At 72.5% G+C, this 16,902-nt stretch carries 12 protein-coding genes and 1 pseudogene; 7 read left to right on the forward strand and 6 right to left on the reverse strand.

Annotated elements, in window-relative coordinates:
- The first annotated feature begins 76 nt into the window (after positions 1–76).
- The 5 genes from AB0L56_RS08355 to AB0L56_RS08375 all read left to right on the forward strand — a co-directional run bounded on the left by AB0L56_RS08355 (position 77) and on the right by AB0L56_RS08375 (position 7,709).
- Complete coding sequence (locus tag AB0L56_RS08355; protein ID WP_365420339.1) at positions 77–1,222, forward strand: ATP-binding protein; 1,146 nt, start codon at positions 77–79, stop codon at positions 1,220–1,222.
- Positions 1,223–1,397: 175 nt separating this feature from the next.
- Complete coding sequence (pheS, locus tag AB0L56_RS08360; RefSeq protein ID WP_365420342.1) at positions 1,398–2,519, forward strand: phenylalanine--tRNA ligase subunit alpha; 1,122 nt, start codon at positions 1,398–1,400, stop codon at positions 2,517–2,519.
- On the forward strand, positions 2,519–5,032 hold the full coding sequence (gene pheT, locus AB0L56_RS08365) for a phenylalanine--tRNA ligase subunit beta (RefSeq protein ID WP_361034314.1): 2,514 nt from the start codon (positions 2,519–2,521) through the stop codon (positions 5,030–5,032). Before pheS ends, pheT begins: the two co-directional genes overlap by 1 nt.
- A gap of 612 nt (positions 5,033–5,644) precedes the next feature.
- Entirely contained in the window at positions 5,645–6,985 is a 1,341-nt protein-coding gene (locus AB0L56_RS08370; protein WP_365420346.1) for a transcriptional regulator, read from the forward strand.
- Positions 6,986–7,166: 181 nt separating this feature from the next.
- Positions 7,167–7,709 carry an NUDIX hydrolase gene (locus AB0L56_RS08375; RefSeq protein WP_361034308.1) on the forward strand — a complete coding sequence of 181 codons (543 nt, stop codon included), beginning with the start codon at positions 7,167–7,169 and terminating at the stop codon, positions 7,707–7,709.
- A gap of 45 nt (positions 7,710–7,754) precedes the next feature.
- On the opposite strand, the gene AB0L56_RS08380 is transcribed toward AB0L56_RS08375, so the two are convergent.
- The 4 genes from AB0L56_RS08380 to AB0L56_RS08395 all read right to left on the reverse strand — a co-directional run bounded on the left by AB0L56_RS08380 (position 7,755) and on the right by AB0L56_RS08395 (position 12,894).
- Positions 7,755–8,549, reverse strand: a complete 795-nt coding sequence (locus tag AB0L56_RS08380) for a hypothetical protein (protein ID WP_365420349.1) — start codon at positions 8,547–8,549, stop codon at positions 7,755–7,757.
- A 46-nt stretch (positions 8,550–8,595) separates the two neighbouring features.
- Positions 8,596–9,858 carry a CHAT domain-containing protein gene (locus AB0L56_RS08385; protein WP_365420351.1) on the reverse strand — a complete coding sequence of 421 codons (1,263 nt, stop codon included), beginning with the start codon at positions 9,856–9,858 and terminating at the stop codon, positions 8,596–8,598.
- Positions 9,855–11,963, reverse strand: coding sequence for a hypothetical protein (locus AB0L56_RS08390; protein WP_365420354.1), 2,109 nt, complete (start codon positions 11,961–11,963; stop codon positions 9,855–9,857). The genes AB0L56_RS08385 and AB0L56_RS08390 overlap by 4 nt, the downstream gene beginning before the upstream one ends.
- A 70-nt stretch (positions 11,964–12,033) precedes the next feature.
- Positions 12,034–12,894 carry a 3-hydroxybutyryl-CoA dehydrogenase gene (locus tag AB0L56_RS08395; protein WP_361034297.1) on the reverse strand — a complete coding sequence of 287 codons (861 nt, stop codon included), beginning with the start codon at positions 12,892–12,894 and terminating at the stop codon, positions 12,034–12,036.
- A gap of 212 nt (positions 12,895–13,106) precedes the next feature.
- Here AB0L56_RS08395 and AB0L56_RS08400 point away from each other — a divergent pair, with 212 nt between their 5' ends.
- Complete coding sequence (locus tag AB0L56_RS08400) at positions 13,107–14,333, forward strand: family 10 glycosylhydrolase (RefSeq protein WP_365420357.1); 1,227 nt, start codon at positions 13,107–13,109, stop codon at positions 14,331–14,333.
- A gap of 1 nt (position 14,334) precedes the next feature.
- Here AB0L56_RS08400 and AB0L56_RS08405 read toward each other — a convergent pair whose 3' ends face one another.
- Both AB0L56_RS08405 and AB0L56_RS08410 read right to left on the reverse strand, forming a co-directional pair.
- Positions 14,335–14,529 carry a DUF1918 domain-containing protein gene (locus tag AB0L56_RS08405; RefSeq protein ID WP_361034469.1) on the reverse strand — a complete coding sequence of 65 codons (195 nt, stop codon included), beginning with the start codon at positions 14,527–14,529 and terminating at the stop codon, positions 14,335–14,337.
- Positions 14,530–14,544: 15 nt separating this feature from the next.
- Positions 14,545–15,456: pseudogene (locus AB0L56_RS08410) on the reverse strand (DMT family transporter); the annotation flags it as partial.
- On the opposite strand from AB0L56_RS08410, the gene AB0L56_RS08415 reads away from it, so the two are divergent.
- Positions 15,455–16,891 carry a PLP-dependent aminotransferase family protein gene (locus tag AB0L56_RS08415; protein ID WP_365420359.1) on the forward strand — a complete coding sequence of 479 codons (1,437 nt, stop codon included), beginning with the start codon at positions 15,455–15,457 and terminating at the stop codon, positions 16,889–16,891. The pseudogene AB0L56_RS08410 and the gene AB0L56_RS08415 sit on opposite strands and share 2 nt — an antisense overlap.
- Positions 16,892–16,902 lie beyond the last annotated feature (11 nt).

The raw sequence follows: 16,902 nt of genomic DNA on the forward strand, positions 1-16,902 counted from the left end.
CGGGGACCCTCCCCAGCTCTCGGCCGGTCCCGAGCACGGGGCGCCCCGCGGAAGTTCCGAGAGGTGGGGTACGGGGATGAGCGTCGGCACGAGCAGCGCACCGGGAGCACAGCGGGCCGCGCGCCCGCCCGCGCCCCGGCCCGGTGATCTCGCCGAACTCGGCATCGACCCCGACCAGCTGCCCGACGGACTCGTCGTCGCCGACGAGCACGGACGGGTCATCTGCTTCAACCGGGCGGCCGTGCGCATCACGGCCGTACCCGCCGAGCAGGCCCTCGGACGCAGTCTGGAGACCGCCCTGCCGTTAGAGGACCTGGAGGGCCACCGCTGGTGGCAGCTCACCGACCCCTACGGCGGCCTCGCCATCCGCGTGCGCCAGCCCGAACGCAACCTGCTGCTCCCCGGCGGCCGGGAGGTCCTGGTCGCCGCGCGTTACGTCCGCACCCGGCCCACCGGACCCGTGCGCCGGGTCGTCGTCACCCTGCGCGACACCGAGGCCCGGCGCCGCACCGAGCGCAGCCACGCCGAGCTGATCGCCACCGTCGCCCACGAACTGCGCTCGCCGCTCACCTCCGTCAAGGGCTTCACCGCCACCCTGCTCGCCAAGTGGGAACGGTTCACCGACGACCAGAAGCGGCTGATGCTGGAGACCGTCGACGCCGACGCCGACCGCGTCACCCGGCTCATCGCCGAGCTGCTCGACATATCGCGCATCGACTCCGGACGCCTGGAGGTGCGCCGCCAGCCCGTCGACATCGGGGCCGCCGTCGGACGCCACATCCAGGCCTACGTCGCCGCGGGACAGCCGGCCGACCGCTTCCTGCTGCGCGTGCAGCATCCGCTGCCCGATCTGTGGGCCGACCCCGACAAGGTCGACCAGGTGCTGAGCAACCTGCTGGAAAATGCGGTGCGCCACGGCGAGGGAACCGTCACCATTGACATCACGCCCTCGGCGTCCCCGCGCGAGCGGGAGAACGGCGAGAGCGCGGCCACGTCGGTCACGGTGAGCGACGAGGGGCCCGGCATTCCGGAGGAGTCCATGAACCGCGTCTTCACCCGCTTCTGGCGGGGCAGCAAGCGCGGCGGGACGGGCCTCGGGCTGTACATCGTCAAGGGCATCGTCGAAGCCCACGGCGGCGCCATCACGGTCGGACGCGCCCCCGGCGGCGGCGCCGAGTTCCGATTTACGTTGCCCGTGGCGGCACCGGCGTATCTCACCTGAGACGCCGACGGCCCCCACGGGCGCCTTCGCGTTCCCTCACCCCGTTAGACTCGGCCTTTGGCACCTTTGCGTCCCGAGGACGAAAGCCGCGACGACACCATGACGCGCGACGGACGAGTCGTCCACGAGTCGATGACGGGGACCATCAGCCAGCTAATCGGAAGCACGGGAAGAGATGTCGGCACCGAATAAGTCGTACGACCCTGTCGAGGTCGAGGCGTTGAAACCGGAAGAGATCGAGCGCATGCGGGACGAGGCGCTCGCCGCCTTCGCCGCCGCGGACTCCCTCGACGCGCTCCAGGAGGCCAAGGTCGCCCACACCGGCGGCACCTCCCCGCTGGCCCTGGCCAACCGCGAGATCGGCGCCCTGCCCCCGCACGCCAAGGCGGACGCCGGCAAGCGCGTCGGCCAGGCCCGCGGCGCGGTGAACAAGGCGCTCGCCGCCCGCCAGGCCGAGCTGGAAGCCGAGCGCGACGCACGCGTCCTGGTCGAGGAGGCCGTGGACGTCACCCTGCCGTACGACCGTGTACCGGCCGGCGCCCGGCACCCGCTCACCACGCTCTCCGAGCGCATCGAGGACATCTTCGTGGCCATGGGCTACGAGGTCGCCGAGGGCCCCGAGGTCGAGGCCGAGTGGTTCAACTTCGACGCCCTCAACATCGGCCCGGACCACCCGGCACGGGGCGAGGCCGACACGTTCTTCGTGGAGGGCCCCGAGGGCGGCACGGAGTCCGGTGTCGTGCTGCGCACCCACACCTCGCCCGTGCAGATCCGCTCCGCGCTCGACCGGGAGCTGCCGGTCTACGTGATCTGCCCCGGCCGGGTGTACCGCACCGACGAGCTGGACGCCACGCACACCCCGGTCTTCCACCAGGTCGAGCTGCTCGCGATCGACGAGGGCCTGACCATGGCGGACCTCAAGGGCACCCTGGACCACATGGTCCAGTCGCTGTTCGGCGAGGAGATGAAGACCCGGCTGCGGCCCAACTTCTTCCCCTTCACCGAGCCGTCCGCCGAGATGGACATGCTGTGCTACGTCTGCAAGGGCGCGTCCGTCGGCAATCCCGACCGGCCCTGCCGCACCTGCTCCAGCGAGGGCTGGATCGAGCTCGGCGGCTGCGGCATGGTCAACCCGCGGGTGCTCATCGCCTGCGGCATCGACCCGGAGAAGTACAGCGGCTTCGCCTTCGGGTTCGGTATCGAGCGGATGCTGATGTTCCGCCACAACGTCGAGGACATGCGAGACATGGTCGAGGGTGACGTCCGGTTCACCCGGCCGTTCGGGATGGAGATCTGATGCGGATCCCGCTTTCTTGGCTGCGGGAGTACGTCGACCTGCCGGCGACGGAGACCGGCCGTGACGTACAGGCCAAGCTCATTTCGGCCGGGCTGGAGGTCGAGACCGTCGAGCACCTCGGCGCCGACCTCAAGGGGCCCCTCGTCGTCGGCCAGGTGCTGACCATCGAGGAGCTGGAGGGCTTCAAGAAGCCGATCCGCTTCTGCACCGTCGACGTCGGACAGGCCAACGGCACCGGTGAGCCCCAGGAGATCGTCTGCGGCGCCCGGAACTTCTCCGTCGGCGACAAGGTCGTCGTGGTCCTCCCCGGCGCCACCCTGCCCGGTGGGTTCTCCATCAGCGCCCGCAAGACCTACGGCAAGGTCTCCCACGGCATGATCTGCTCCAGCGACGAGCTGGGCATGGGCGACGACGGTTCCAAGGGCATCATCGTGCTGCCCCCGGAGACCGAGGTCGGCAAGGACGCCATCGAGCTGCTGGAGCTCGTCGACGAGGTCCTCGACATCGCCGTCACCGCCAACCGCGGCGACTGCCTGTCCATCCGGGGCGTCGCCCGCGAGACGGCCATCGCCTACGGTCTGCCGCTGCGCGATCCGGCGCTGATCGACGTGCCCGCGCCCAACGCCTTCGGCTACCCGGTGAAGGTCTCCGACCCGGCCGGCTGCGACCGCTTCACCGCCCGCACGGTGAGCGGCCTCAGCCCCGAGGCGCGGTCCCCGATCTGGCTGCAGCGACGCCTGCAGAAGGTCGGCATGCGCCCCATCTCGCTCGCCGTCGACGTCACCAACTACGTGATGATGGAGCTCGGCCAGCCGCTGCACGCCTACGACCGCGATCTGGTCCAGGGCACCATCGGCGTCCGCCGGGCCGAGGAGGGCGAGAAGATCGTCACCCTCGACGGCGTCGAGCGGAAGCTGCACGCCGAGGACCTCGTCATCACCGACGACCGCGGCCCCATCGGACTCGCGGGCGTCATGGGCGGCGCCGACACCGAGATCGCGGACCACGCCGACGCCGAGAACGCGACGCGTGACGTGGTGATCGAGGCCGCGCACTTCGACCAGGTGTCCGTCGCGCGCACCGCCCGCCGCCACAAGCTGTCCACGGAGGCCTCCCGGCGCTTCGAGCGCGGTGTGGACCCGGAGGCCGCCGCCGCTGCCGCACAGCGCACCGTGGACCTGCTGGTGCTGCTCGCCGGCGGCACCGCGGAGGCCGGCGTCACCGAGGTCGTCGCCCCGACCGCACCGCACACCATCACCCTCGCCGCCGACCACCCGGACAAGGTGGCGGGTGTGACGTACGGCCGGGAGACCGTCGTACGCCGCCTCCAGGAGGTCGGCTGCGACGTGTACGGACAGGACGAGCTGACCGTCACCGTCCCGTCCTGGCGGCCCGACCTCACGGACCCCAACGACCTGGCCGAGGAGGTCATCCGGCTGGAGGGCTACGAGAACCTGCCCTCCACCCTGCCCAGGCCGCCCGCCGGCCGGGGCCTGACCGCCCGCCAGCGGCTGCACCGCCGCGTCGGCCGGGCGCTCGCCGGGGCCGGCTATGTCGAGGCGCCGAACTACCCGTTCGTCAGCGAGCAGGTCTTCGACCAGCTCGGCCTGGAGCCCGACGACCCGGCCCGCCGTGTCGTCAGACTCGTCAACCCGCTCAGCGACGAGGAGCCCGCGCTGCGGACCTCGCTGCTGCCGGGACTGCTCGGCGCGCTGCGCCGCAACGACGGCCGGGGTTCGCACGACCTGGCGCTGTTCGAGACCGGCCTGGTCTTCCGGCCGCAGGACGAGCCGAAGGTCGCCGCGAACCTGCCCGTCGACCGTCGTCCGAGCGAGGAGGACATCGCCGCGCTGAACGCCGCGCTGCCCGAGCAGCCCCGGCACGTCGCCGTGGTGCTGGCCGGCGCCCGTGAGCTGCCCGGCTGGTGGGGCAAGGGCCGCCCGGCCGAGTGGGCCGACGCGGTCGAGGCCGCCCGGACCGTCGCCCGTGAGGCCGGCGCCGAACTGGGCATCCGCAAGGGCCAGTACGGGCCGTGGCACCCGGGCCGCTGCGCCGAGCTGACCGTCACCGTCGACGGCGCCGAGCGCGTCATCGGCCACGCGGGCGAGCTGCACCCGCGCGTCCTGAAGACCCTGGGCCTGCCCGCGCGCAGCTGCGCGATGGAGCTGGACCTGGACGTCCTGGAGCGGATCGGCGACCCCACCCCGCAGGCGCCGTCCATCTCCACGTTCCCGGTCGCCACGCAGGACGTCGCCCTGGTTGTCGACGCGTCCGTGCCGGCCGCGGACGTCGAGGCGGCCCTGCGCGAGGGCGCCGGCGAACTGCTGGAGTCCATCCGCCTGTTCGACGTGTACGAGAACGCCGAGCAGCTGGGCGAGGGCCGCAAGTCCCTGGCGTACGCGCTCCGCTTCCGCGCGCACGACCGCACGCTGACCGTCGACGAGGCATCGGCGGCCCGCGAAGCGGCGGTAGCCCTGGCAACCGACCGCACCGGCGCGGTCCTGAGAAGCTGACGCCCCCTCAGCCTCCTCCTTTCGGCCCTGAACGGGCCTCGTCCTCAAACGCCGGACGGGCTGGTGTGTCAGCCCGTCCGGCAATATCCAGCCCCTCCGGCGTTTGAGGAGCGGGGTCTGCGGCGGAGCCCCAGGGACGGGCCGAAGCGGCGGTCGCCTTGGCAACTCACCACACCGGGGCGGTACTGAGAAGCTGACGCCCCATCAGCCTCCTCCTTCCGGCCCTGAACGGGCCTCGTCCTCAAACGCCGGACGGGCTGAAAAATCCAGCCCCTCCGGCGTTTGAGGAGCGGGTGTCCGGGGGCAGCGCCCCCGGGGACGGGACGGGAAGGGGCGGCGGGGGCGAGGACAGCCGGGCTTCCGCGGCCGGCGGAGCCGTCCGCCCCGCCACGGAGTGTCGGGCAGGCAGCCGGGCGGACGGCGCGCAAACGGGCCGCCGCACTGTACGAGGGGGAGCCGACGGCCCGGCCGGCCTCTTTCGAGGCAATTCAGTCAACCGGCTGGAAACTCTCCGCGACAGTGCGCGCACACTACGGATCCGGGCACTCCGTTCACACCCCGTGTGAATGGTCAGCCACTACCCTGTCCGCACTGAGCCACCGGGGGGCCCGCATGCAGCCCAATACTCTGCTCGACGCGATCCTGGACGAGGCCGGAATCTCGCACACCGGCCTCGCCGCGCACGTCAACCAGGCCGGCCGGGCCCGCGGTCTGACCCTCAGATACGAACACACCGCCGTGGCACGGTGGCTGAAGGGCCAGCGGCCCCGGGGACAGGTGCCCGACCTGATCTGCGAGGTACTCGCCGCCCGACTGAGACGCCAGGTCACCCTCGACGACATCGGACTCGGTGTGCCCGGCGACCCGGCCGTCCCGCACACCGGCTCGCTCTCCGGGTTCGTCGAGCGGGCCACCGCCCTGTGGCGCTCCGACCAGCAGCGCCGCCCGCACATCATCGGCGCGCCCGCGGTCACCGGCACGCCCGCCGTGATGCCCGTGTGGGAATGGGAGAACCCGCCCGAGGACGTGGACGTCTCCCGTGGTGGCCGGCACCGGGTCACCCCCGGCGACCTCGACATGCTGCGCGCCGCCCGCACCCACTACGAGCAGATGTACCGCAAGGCCGGCGGCATGGCGACCCGCGCCCGGATCGTCGGCTTCCTCAACGCGGAGGCCGCACCGCTGCTGCGCGGCAGCTACACCGACGCCACCGGCCGCCAACTGCACCGGGCCACCGGGGGCCTGGTCGCCATCGCCGGCATCTGCGCGTACGACTCGGACGCGCACGGTCTCGCCCAGCGCTACTTCCACCAGGCGCTCCGGCTGGCGAAGGCGAGCGGGGACCGGGGGCTCGGCGCCTATGTGATCGCGCTGCTCGTCAACCAGTCGCTGTTCATGCGGGAGTACCGGCAGGCCGTGGCCTTCGCGGAGGCCGCGCTGCGTGCCGCCGGCGCCGACATCACCCCGGCGCTCGCCTCCGACCTCTACGCGATGCAGGCCAAGGCGTACGCGCACCTCGGCGACGGCACCAGCGCCCTGGCGTGCATCCGGCGGGCCGAGCAGTCGGCGCAACGCATCCGGCGCGGTTACGAACCAGACGAGACCGGTTACGTCCAGCCCGGTCTGGTCAACGTCCAGGTGGCGGAGGCGCTGCTGAGCCTCGGCGAGCTGGCGGCGGCCGGGGAACACGCCGCGGCGGCCGTGGACAACCCGGCGCACGACCGGGGCCGGGTGCACCGGCTGGCCATGCTGAGCACCATCGAACTGCGCCAGGGCAATGCCGACAAGGCGGTGGTCATCGCCGTACAGATGGCCGAACAGGCCCGGGGAATGGAGTCGCAGCGGCTGCGCGACCGGCTGCGTGGGGTGCGCGAGCACCTGGTGCGCAGCGGCTGCGCGGGCACGGCCGAGGCGGCCGAACTCATCGACGGGGCGCTGCGGGTACCGCTCTGACGGGCCGTCCGTACTTACGCAGTTCCGTACTTCCGCAGTTCAGGCACACCGCCGCCCGGCGTGCGCCTCCGCCGCGCCTCCCACTGCCCCGCGGGCGGCCTCCCGTGCGCCTGCTGCCGGGACGGCTGCTGCTGCGATATTGCCCCTGACCCGCCGGAACCCGTCGGAAGGTGGCAAAACCATGCAGTGGACGAAACAGAACGAACAAATCGTGTACTCAAACCGCTGGTTCAGCGTCAATCTCGCTGATGTCGAACTGCCGGACGGCAAGCACCTCGACCACTTCCTCATCCGACTGCGGCCGGTCGCCGTGGCCACGGTGGTGAACGAGGCCAACGAGGTCCTGCTGCTGTGGCGGCACCGTTTCATCACCGACAGCTGGGGCTGGGAGCTCGCGGCGGGCGTGGTCGAGGACGGCGAGGACATCGCCGGGGCCGCCGCACGCGAGCTGGAGGAGGAGACCGGATGGCGGCCCGGCCCCCTGCACCATCTGATGAGCGTCGAGCCGTCCAACGGACTCACCGACGCCCGGCACCACATCTACTGGGCCGGCGAAGGCGAGTACGTCGGACACCCCGTGGACGACTTCGAGTCCGACCGCCGGGAGTGGGTGCCCCTGAAGGTGGTTCCCGACCTGGTCGCCGCCGGTGAGGTCCCGGCCGCCAACATGGCCGCCGCGTTACTCCTGCTGCACCACCTCCGGCTCGGCCAGGACCCGCGCTGACACGCGGGCCCCGGTCACCGAGGGAGCGGGAGGGAGACACCCGCGTCAGCCTCCCGCTTCCGCCAGGTCCAGCAGATGCCCGACCTCCTCGCAGTACGGCTCCTGGGAGGGCCCCACCCCGTCGACGACGCCGTCCCCGTCCCCCCGCTCGGCGAAACGCGGCTTACGGAAGAGCGGATCCGAGACATGGAAGCCGCGCCACAGCACGGCCGTCCGTTCCGGGCCGTCGAAGCTCGCCGCCATATTGCTCGGCTCCTCCACCACGAAACGCGCCCTCACCGCCGCGCCCGCCACACCCGGGGCGCCGGGGACGACCGCGGTGTCGCCGCTCATCCGCACGGTGACGCTTGCCCGGCGTCCCGCGGACACGAGCACCAGGCTGGGCCCGCTCATCACGACCTCGGTCACGACCACCCGGTCCCGCTGCCACTTCTTGCGCCGGTACAGCTCCAGCACGGCCTCCTCCACATCGAGCAGGTCCGCCAGCCGGTGCACCGTCGCCCCGGTGGCCCGTAACACGAAGGAGCCCTCCCGTTCGAAACTGTAGGTGACGGCGCCCCGCCCGGCCGTGACGGCGGTCTCAGCCGTGCCGGAGAGGGCACCGGTGCGCCGGACCCCGTCGTGGGACGCGTACTCGAAGTCACCCATCACGCCTTCCGGTTCCGGGCCGGCGGACACGCCCAGACGCTCCAGCGTGGTGAACTTGGTCCAGCCGCTGCCGGTGAAGCGCCCCACGTCACCCAGTTCCATCGGGGTGCCGGGAAGCCACACCGGCAGCCGCTCGTTGCGCCCCCGGATCTCGTTCCAGAACGCCTCCGGAACACTGCCGACCTGTTGCATCGTGCTGCCTTTCCTCGCTCTTTCCTTGCTGTGCGGAGAGCCGGAATCAGGACGCCGCCGACACCGGCACGGGCGTCACCTGGAGGGTGGAGACACCGTAGAGGGCGTACAACAGCCCGACAGGATTGCGCCGGGTCTGCAGCAGGTCCCACTTCGCTGTGTGCAGGGACTCGCCGACGGTCCGCCCGCCGAGCAGTGCCTCGTAAAACCTCCGGGAGAAGTACTCGGCGATCCGGTCCGGCAGATGGGCCACCGTGCCGATCACACTCGGATTGCGGTTCTTGACGAACGGCTCCATGAGGGACCGGAGGGTCAGCGGATCATGGAGGGCGGTCGAACAGGCGTTGAGGAAGACGAGGGGGAGCCCACCCACGGTCCTCGGCGCCGCGGCCCAGGCCGGGATCATGTCGGACAGCACCTTGTGGACCTCCACGTCCACCACTTTCTCGCTCTTCGCCATGGACGACAGGTGGAACACCAGCCTGTTGGCCGCCTCGCCGTCGTCGCCGGTGACGGTGGTGTGGCACGACATATGCAGTACCTGGTGCGGATGGTTCATCCGACGGCCGTCCGGGCCGAGGCCGGGGTCCGCCAGATGCCGGGCGAACGAATGCATCCCCGGGTACGGCCCGCCGTCCCCCGGATACGGCCCCTCCAGCGCGATGGCCGGGCGGCTGCGGAAGAAGCCCAACTCGCCCTGCGCGCCCGGATACCCCGCGTGCCAGAGGTAGCGCAGCGGCAGCCGTCCACCGGAGACCCGCAGCCCCACCGCCTGGCCCGGCCGTTCCATCGCGCGTTCCGTCACGGTGCTCAGTCCCGGGAAGATCCGGGCGGCCCGCCAGAGCTCGGTGTGGTCCCCGACGCTGTCGTCCCAGTGGAGGTCGAAGAGCGGCAGCAGCTCCCACGGCAGCCACTGCGGGGTGCCCGCCTGCACATGGAGGACCGGGACGGCTCCGTCCTCGTCCCCCCAGGTGGGGCACCAGCGGCGCATCCGGACCCCCAGCTCGTCGTGGATCTCCCGGGCGTTGCGCAGCACGCTGGTCAGCAGCACGCGCCCTGTGGCGGCGAGCTGCCGCAGTGACGTACCGGCGTCCTGGAGCGGAATGCGGGACGGCCGCAGCCAGAACGCCCGCGTGCGCTGCACGCTCCGCGCGAACCCGGCGGTGCAGTGGCGCAGCACGTCCCCGTCGGCCACCTCGAGGATGAGCGGCTCCTCCGATTCATCCGGCCCGGTGAGCAGGAACCGGTGACCGCCGCGGTCACCGTGGGCGGCGATCGTGACGTTCGGTGATCCGGCCTGGCGTCTCACACGACGCCCCTCAAGAACCCGGAAGGGTCTGGGGCGTCACCGTCCTCGACGACGACGGTCACGGGCAGCGCCTGCACCAGCCGGCCCGACGCGTACACCGCGACCCGGATGTCGTACGTGCCCGGCTCCTGTGCCATCAGCGCCGACGTGTGCCGGCACCGGGTGCCGCCCGGGCCCCCGTCCGTCCCCTGCCGAAGGCGCACGGTGTGCCGGCCCGGCGTCACGGTGAGGAACGGCGCGTCCAGTACGACGTCCAGTTCCACGACTCCCGCGGACCGCCCCGCGACCACCAGCATCTCGTCCGCGATGCCCGGGGCGTCGTCCAGCAGCGCCTGCGGTGCGCTCTGCTCCATGGCGCCCAGTGCGAGAAGGACGACGAGCGACGCGGGCCGCCCCGGCCACAGCCGCCACTCCGGCTCGCCGTCGACCACCTCGGCCCTGACCGCGTCCTCCATGGTGACCGCCACGGCCCCGCGGAACGCCACGGGCGCCGGCGGATCCAGCGCCTTGCGCAGGCTGGAGTCCTCGATCCGCAGCGACGGGCCGGTATCGCGGTGCTCGTACCCGAGGGCGGGCAGGGGGGACTCGTCCGTGTCGGGGACCGGTGGGGCGTTCTTCGACTTCTGCAGGCTCAGCCAGGTCGCGACCGCGGTAAGGATGACTCCACCGGCCACGGTTCCCAGTCCTCCGGTCGCCACCACACCGCCGCTCACTCCGGCCGCGATCGTCCCGCCCGCGGCCAGGGTCGCGCCCACGCGCGCGGCGGAGGCGAGGTTCTGGATCTCCTCCTCCGTCTTCTGCGCGGCCTGCTCCGCTTCCGCGCTGCTCGGCTGCGCCTCGTCCCCGTCCGGTCCGGCCTCCCCCTCCGCCGGAGGCCCGGGCACCGGCTGCGCCCCGTGCTCGTCCCCCGACGGGGGCCGCGTCCAGACCGGCCCCTGTGCCCCGGGAACGGACGGGGGAGGCGGGAGGTCCGGCGTCCCGGCGCGGAACGCGGACCCCTCGTCGTCCTCCTCCGCCACCCACCACGCGTCATCCGCGTCATCCGCGGGCGTGGTACGGCCCGGAGCCGCGGTACCCCGTCCCAGGGTCACGTCGCCGTCCGGGAGATGCCACCACGCCTCGTCCGGGCCGGCCGACGGCACGCGCGGCACGCCCCCGGTCCGTGCCGGGTGCCGCACCCGGGCGGCTCCGTACGGATGCCACTGCCGGGACAGGGCCCGGTTGGTCTCCTGCTCCTCGTCCAGATCGGCCGGAGCGCGCAGGTGAAGGGCCTCGTACAGGTCGAACCGGTGCAGGTCGAAAGCCACCCGTACGGTGGTCGCGTACCGCACCGCCGCCCGTACCGCCGCCATACGGGCCGCGATCACCACCGCGGCCGGAGCCGCCCAGGCGTGCACGTCGTACTTGTCCCACACCAGGTTCGCCGGAAGGACCGCGCACAGCACGACCAGGGCGAGCGCCCACGCCGCCACGGACGCGTCCAGAGCGGCGCGCTGCATAGCGGCCGCCCGGCGCATCCGCCGGCTCAGCACCGGGTACAGACGAGGCCAGCTGAGCAGGACGTCCAGCGCGTAGACGTCCTCGATCCGCTGGCGTGCGGCAGCGAGCACATTGCCCACTACGGTCGCCTGGACCAGGGCGTCGTCCGTCGGGTAGCGGACGGCGAGCGTCTCGGCCATCCGGTCCACCCGGATCGTCCGCTCCGCCTGGTCATTGGGGGTGCCGGACCACCACACGGGACCGCGTAACGCGATGTCGGCCTCGACCCTGCGGCGCAGCCGCAACCACTGCAGCCGCAAGTGGTCCCGCCGCCGGCGGTGCCACGTCCGCAGCAGTCGGGTGACACGCCAGTACGACCTGCTGTCCTGGACGCCCTGCGGCACGGCCGCCAGGACAGCGGACAACACCAACGCGCTGACGATCACACCGGCCACCAGTGCGCCCAGCTCATAGGACGACAGCCGGTCGATCCGCTGCTCGGCGATCTGTGCGGACAGCAACGCCCCGTCCGCCGAGCTGAGGTAGAAGCCGGTCACATACCCGGCCGCCAGTAACGAGCAACCGAACATCGCCAGGCGTGACCAGGCCGTCCTTGGTGGAAGCACCGTGCCATCTTGCCCCCCGGCCGGCGCCGCCACATGGGCTTCGCCCCAATTGCCCCCCGGTCGTGGGTTGTCAGCCGTATGTGTAGAACCCGGAGCCGCTCTTGCGGCCCAGCCGGCCCGCGTCGACCATGCGCTGGAGCAGCGGGGGAGCGGCGTACAGCGGCTCCTTGTACTCCTCGTACATCGAGTACGCGACCGAGGCCACCGTGTCCAGGCCGATCAGGTCGGACAGCTTCAGCGGGCCCATGGGGTGGGCGCAGCCCAGTTCCATGCCGTTGTCGATGTCCTCGCGGCTGGCGATGCCCGACTCGAACATCCGGATCGCGGAGAGCAGATACGGGATCAGCAGCGCGTTCACCACGAAGCCGGACCGGTCCTGGGCGCGGATCGAGTGCTTGCCAAGGACCTTCTCGGTGAAGACCTGGGCCCGGCTCAGCGTGCCCTCGGAGGTGGTGAGCGCCGGGATCAGCTCGACGAGCTTCTGCACCGGGGCCGGGTTGAAGAAGTGGATGCCGATGACGTGGTCGGGCCGCGAGGTGGCGACCGCCAGCTTTACCAGCGGGATGGAGGAGGTGTTGGAGGCCAGGATCGCGTCCGGCCGGGTCACCACCTGGTCGAGCACCTGGAAGATCTCGGTCTTGACCTGCTCGTTCTCGACCACGGCCTCGATCACAAGGTCGCGGTCGGCGAACTCGCCGAGGTCCGTGGTGAAGCTCAGCCGGGACTGCGTGGCCTCGAGCTCGTCCTCGGTGATCTTGCCGCGCTCGGCCGCCTTCGACAGGGAGTTGAACAGCCGGGTACGGCCGATCTCGAGGGCTTCGCCGGTGGTTTCGGCGACCATGACGTCCAGTCCGGCCCGGGCGCACACCTCGGCGATTCCCGCGCCCATCTGACCGCAGCCCACCACTCCGACGCGTTCGATGTCGGTCACATCGTCCCTTTCGCTACTGCTTACGGCTGTGGCAGGGTGCCGGGTTCCGGCGCCTGCTCCGTTCGTGCACGTTACTCCGAGATGTCGATGATCGATCGCGGGGGTGGGCGTCCTGGCCGGGAGAGACGGTAGCCGACCAGCTGTTTCGAGGGTATGCAGAGGGTATGCAGGGGCGCGGGATGGGGCGGGTCTCACGCAGGGGCTTCACGGCGATGGCGCCGGCCGCACTGGCGACGGTGCCCCGGGCGTCCGCCGCGCCCCGGCCGGGCCCCGGAGCCTCGGGTGGCCCGGGGCGGGGCGGAGGCGGTGCGGCCGGGGAGATGCGGGGCATGTGGGTGGCCTCGGTGACCAACCGGGACTGGCCCTCCCGGCCGGGCCTGAGCGCCGCCCGGCAGCGTGCCGAGCTGACCGCCGTCCTCGACACCGCCGTCCGCGCCCGGCTCAACACCGTGATCCTCCAGGTCCGGCCCACCGCCGACGCGCTGTGGCCCTCGCCGCACGAGCCGTGGTCGGGGTACCTCACCGGCACCCAGGGCGCCGATCCCGGCTGGGATCCGCTCGGCACCGCCGTCGAGGAGGCCCACGCCCGCGGTCTGGAACTGCATGCCTGGTTCAATCCGTACCGGGTGGCCCTGCACGCCGACCCCGCCCGGCTCGCCCCCTCGCACCCGGCGCGCCGCAACCCGGACTGGGTCGTGCGGTACGGCGGCAAGCTCTACTACAACCCGGGACTGCCGCAGGTCCGCGCCTTCGTGCGGGAGGCGATGCTCGACGCGGTGCGCCGGTATCCGGTCGACGCGGTGCACTTCGACGACTACTTCTATCCGTACCCGGTTGCCGGCCAGACCTTCGACGACGACCTGGCCTACGACACCTACGGCGGAGCCTTCCCGGACCGCGCGGCCTGGCGGCGGGACAACGTCGACCGGCTGGTGCGCGACATGGCCGCCGGGATCAGGGCCATCCGGCCCGGCACGCGTTTCGGCATCAGCCCCTTCGGGGTGTGGCGCAACGCCGAGACCGACGCACGCGGCTCCGCCACCCGCGCGGGCGTGCAGACGTACGACGACCTGCACGCCGACACCCGCAGATGGGCGCGGGAGAACTGGATCGACTACATCTGCCCACAGCTGTACTGGCACATCGGCTTCGCCCCCGCCGACTACGCCGAGCTCGTCCGCTGGTGGGCCGACGTCGTCCGGGGCTCCGGGACGCGCCTCTACGCCGGTGAGGCGCTGTACAAGGCGGGCGGCCCGGCGCAGCCCGCGGTCTGGCAGGACCCGGCCGAGCTGTCGCGCCACCTCACGCTGGCCGGGACGTACCCGCAGGTGCGCGGGCACGTCTTCTTCGCCGCCCGTGAGGTGTCGGCCGACCCGATCGGGGCGATGGCGCGGGTGGTCGCCGACCACTACGGCCGGTCCGCGAACCCTCCGCGCTGACTCAGTGCTGCGGCGTCCTGTGCCGGATCTCCGTGTCGGGGCCGGGTGAGCACACGCCCTCGTGGCCGTCCTCGAAGCGGACGCGGAAGGGCGGGTTGCCGTCCTCGCCCAACACTTCGACGATCTCTCCGACCTTGTCGTGCTGGCCGACCACCCTGCCGTGCTGGACAAGCTGGTCACCCACGCTTGCGTGCATTCGGGCCTCCTCTCCACCGCGTGCCCGCTGCGTCACGGCGATGCACATGAGCACCGCCGCGGCCGTCAGCGGGGCAGCCACCGTCAGGTGCTCGTTCAGCAACAGCACCGACCACACCAGTGTGAGCAGTGGCTGGGAGAGCTGCAACTGGCTCGCCTTGGGGATTCCGATGGACGCCATGCCCCGGTACCAGAGGATCAGCCCCAGGAACTGCGAGCCCGCCGCCACCCACAGCAGGCCGGTCACGCTGTGGGCGGTCAGCCGTACGGGTTCGAGAGCCAGTGCGGCCGCGGCGGCGGGCAGGGTGAGCGGCAGACAGAGGACCAGCGCCCAGCCGATCACCTGCCAGCCCGGCATCACCCGGGCCAGCCGGCCGCCCTCGGTGTAACCGGCCGCGCAGACCAGCAGGGCCGCGAAGAGATACAGGTCCGCCGTGGTCAGAGCGCCGCCGCTCTGCCGCACGGTGAACGCCACCACCGCGGCCGCTCCGGCGAGGGCCGCCACCCAGAACGTGCGCGAGGGACGGGAGCCGACGCGCAGGGCGGACAGCAGGGCCGTGGTCAGCGGGAGCAGGCCCACCACGACGGCCGCGTGTGCGGTGGTCGAGGTCCGCAACGCCAGGGTGGTCAGCATCGGGAAGCCGAGCACCACCCCGGCGCCCACCACCGCGAGTCCCGGCCAGTGCCTGCGGTCCGGCGGCGGTATGCGCAGCGCGAGCAGACAGCCGCCCGCGATCAGCGCCGCCAGCACACTGCGCACGGCCACCAGCGACCAGGGGCCGAAGCCCTCGAGGCCCCAGGCGGTGGCCGGGAAGGTGAGGGAGAAGGCGACGACGCCGAGGGCGGCCTGCAGGGTGCCGAAGCCGCGGTCCCGGGGAGCGGTGACTGCTATCGGAGGGGCGGTAGTAGCGCTACTCTGTGCTCTCATGCATGAGCGTAGCAGTGTCGGTGAGCTGGCAGAGCAGCTGCGGCGGGAGCTGGACCGCTACTCTCCCGGTGGAAAGCTCCCGTCCAGCCGTGCCCTGGTGGAGCGGTTCCGGGTGAGTCCCGTGACCGTCTCCCGGGCCCTGGCGACGCTCGCCGCCGAGGGTCTCGTGGTCACCCGGCCCGGCGCCGGAGCCTTTCGTGCCCAGCCCCGCGCCTCCGCCGCTCCCGCGGGCGACACCTCCTGGCAGGAGGTCGCCCTCAGCGCCGACGGCGCCGGTGACCTCGTACCGCGCTCGGTGGACGCCTCCGGCGTGCTGGTCTCGCTGGCCGCGCCGCCGCCGGGCGTGATCGAGTTCAGCGGCGGCTATCTGCATCCCTCCCTGCAGCCCGAGCGGGCCATGGCGGCGGCCCTGTCCCGGGCCGGGCGCCGGCCGGGTGCCTGGGGCCGGCCGCCCATGGAAGGGCTGCCGGAGCTGCGCGAGTGGTTCGCACGGAGCATCGGCGGCCCGGTGACGGCGGCCGGGGTGCTCGTCACGTCGGGCGGACAGTCCGCGCTCACCACCGCCCTGCGCGCCCTCGCGCCTCCGGGCGCGCCCGTGCTCGTCGAGTCGCCGACCTACCCGGGCATGCTGGCCATCGCCCGCGCGGCCGGACTGCGCCCGGTGCCCGTCCCGGTGGACGCCGACGGCGTACGGCCCGCGCTGCTCGCGGACGCGTTCCGGGCGAGCGGCGCCCGGGTGTTCGTCTGCCAGCCGCTGTTCCAGAACCCCACCGGCGCCGTGCTCGCCCCCGGCCGGCGGGGCGAGGTGCTGGGCATCGCCCGGGCGGCGGGCGCGTTCGTCGTCGAGGACGACTTCGTACGGCGTCTGGTGCACGAGGACGCGGGCCCGCTGCCGCGACCGCTCGCCGCCGACGACCCGGACGGAGTGGTGGTGCATGTCTGCTCGCTGACCAAGGCGACCTCACCAAGCTTCCGGGTGAGCGCCCTGGCCGCGCACGGGCCGGTCCTGGAGCGGCTGCGGGCCATCCAGGTCGTGGACACCTTCTTCGTGCCCCGCCCGCTGCAGGAGGCCACGCTGGAGCTCGTCGGTTCGGCCGCCTGGCCGCGTCATCTGCGCGCGATCTCCGCCGAGCTGCGGGTCCGCCGGGACGCCACGACGGCCGCCCTCCGCCTGCGGCTGCCCGAACTCGCCCTGCCGCACATCCCGTCCGGCGGCTACCACCTGTGGCTGCGGCTCCCCGAAGGCGCGGCGGAGCCCGCCCTGACCGCCGCCGCCCTGCGCGCCGGCGTCGCCGTCACCCCCGGCCGCCCCTACTTCAGCGCGGAACCCCCCGCCGGGCACCTGCGCCTGAGCTTCGCGGCGGTGGCCGGCACAGGGGAGATCGCCGAGGGCGTACGGAGGCTGCGCACCGCCTGCGACGAGGTGCTGGGATAAGGGTTCGACGC

The sequence above is a fragment of the Streptomyces sp. NPDC052079 genome, assembly GCF_040680275.1.
Lineage (GTDB): Bacteria > Actinomycetota > Actinomycetes > Streptomycetales > Streptomycetaceae > Streptomyces.

Coding starts and splice junctions, on each gene's coding strand:
- AB0L56_RS08380 (WP_365420349.1), bottom strand. CDS start 8,549: ATGCAACAGGTCGGCAGTGTTCCGGAGGCGTTCTGGAACGAGATCCGG.
- AB0L56_RS08400 (WP_365420357.1), top strand. CDS start 13,107: ATGGCGCCGGCCGCACTGGCGACGGTGCCCCGGGCGTCCGCCGCGCCC.
- AB0L56_RS08370 (WP_365420346.1), top strand. CDS start 5,645: ATGCAGCCCAATACTCTGCTCGACGCGATCCTGGACGAGGCCGGAATC.
- AB0L56_RS08415 (WP_365420359.1), top strand. CDS start 15,455: ATGCATGAGCGTAGCAGTGTCGGTGAGCTGGCAGAGCAGCTGCGGCGG.
- pheS (WP_365420342.1), top strand. CDS start 1,398: ATGTCGGCACCGAATAAGTCGTACGACCCTGTCGAGGTCGAGGCGTTG.
- AB0L56_RS08355 (WP_365420339.1), top strand. CDS start 77: ATGAGCGTCGGCACGAGCAGCGCACCGGGAGCACAGCGGGCCGCGCGC.
- AB0L56_RS08405 (WP_361034469.1), bottom strand. CDS start 14,529: ATGCACGCAAGCGTGGGTGACCAGCTTGTCCAGCACGGCAGGGTGGTC.
- AB0L56_RS08375 (WP_361034308.1), top strand. CDS start 7,167: ATGCAGTGGACGAAACAGAACGAACAAATCGTGTACTCAAACCGCTGG.
- pheT (WP_361034314.1), top strand. CDS start 2,519: ATGCGGATCCCGCTTTCTTGGCTGCGGGAGTACGTCGACCTGCCGGCG.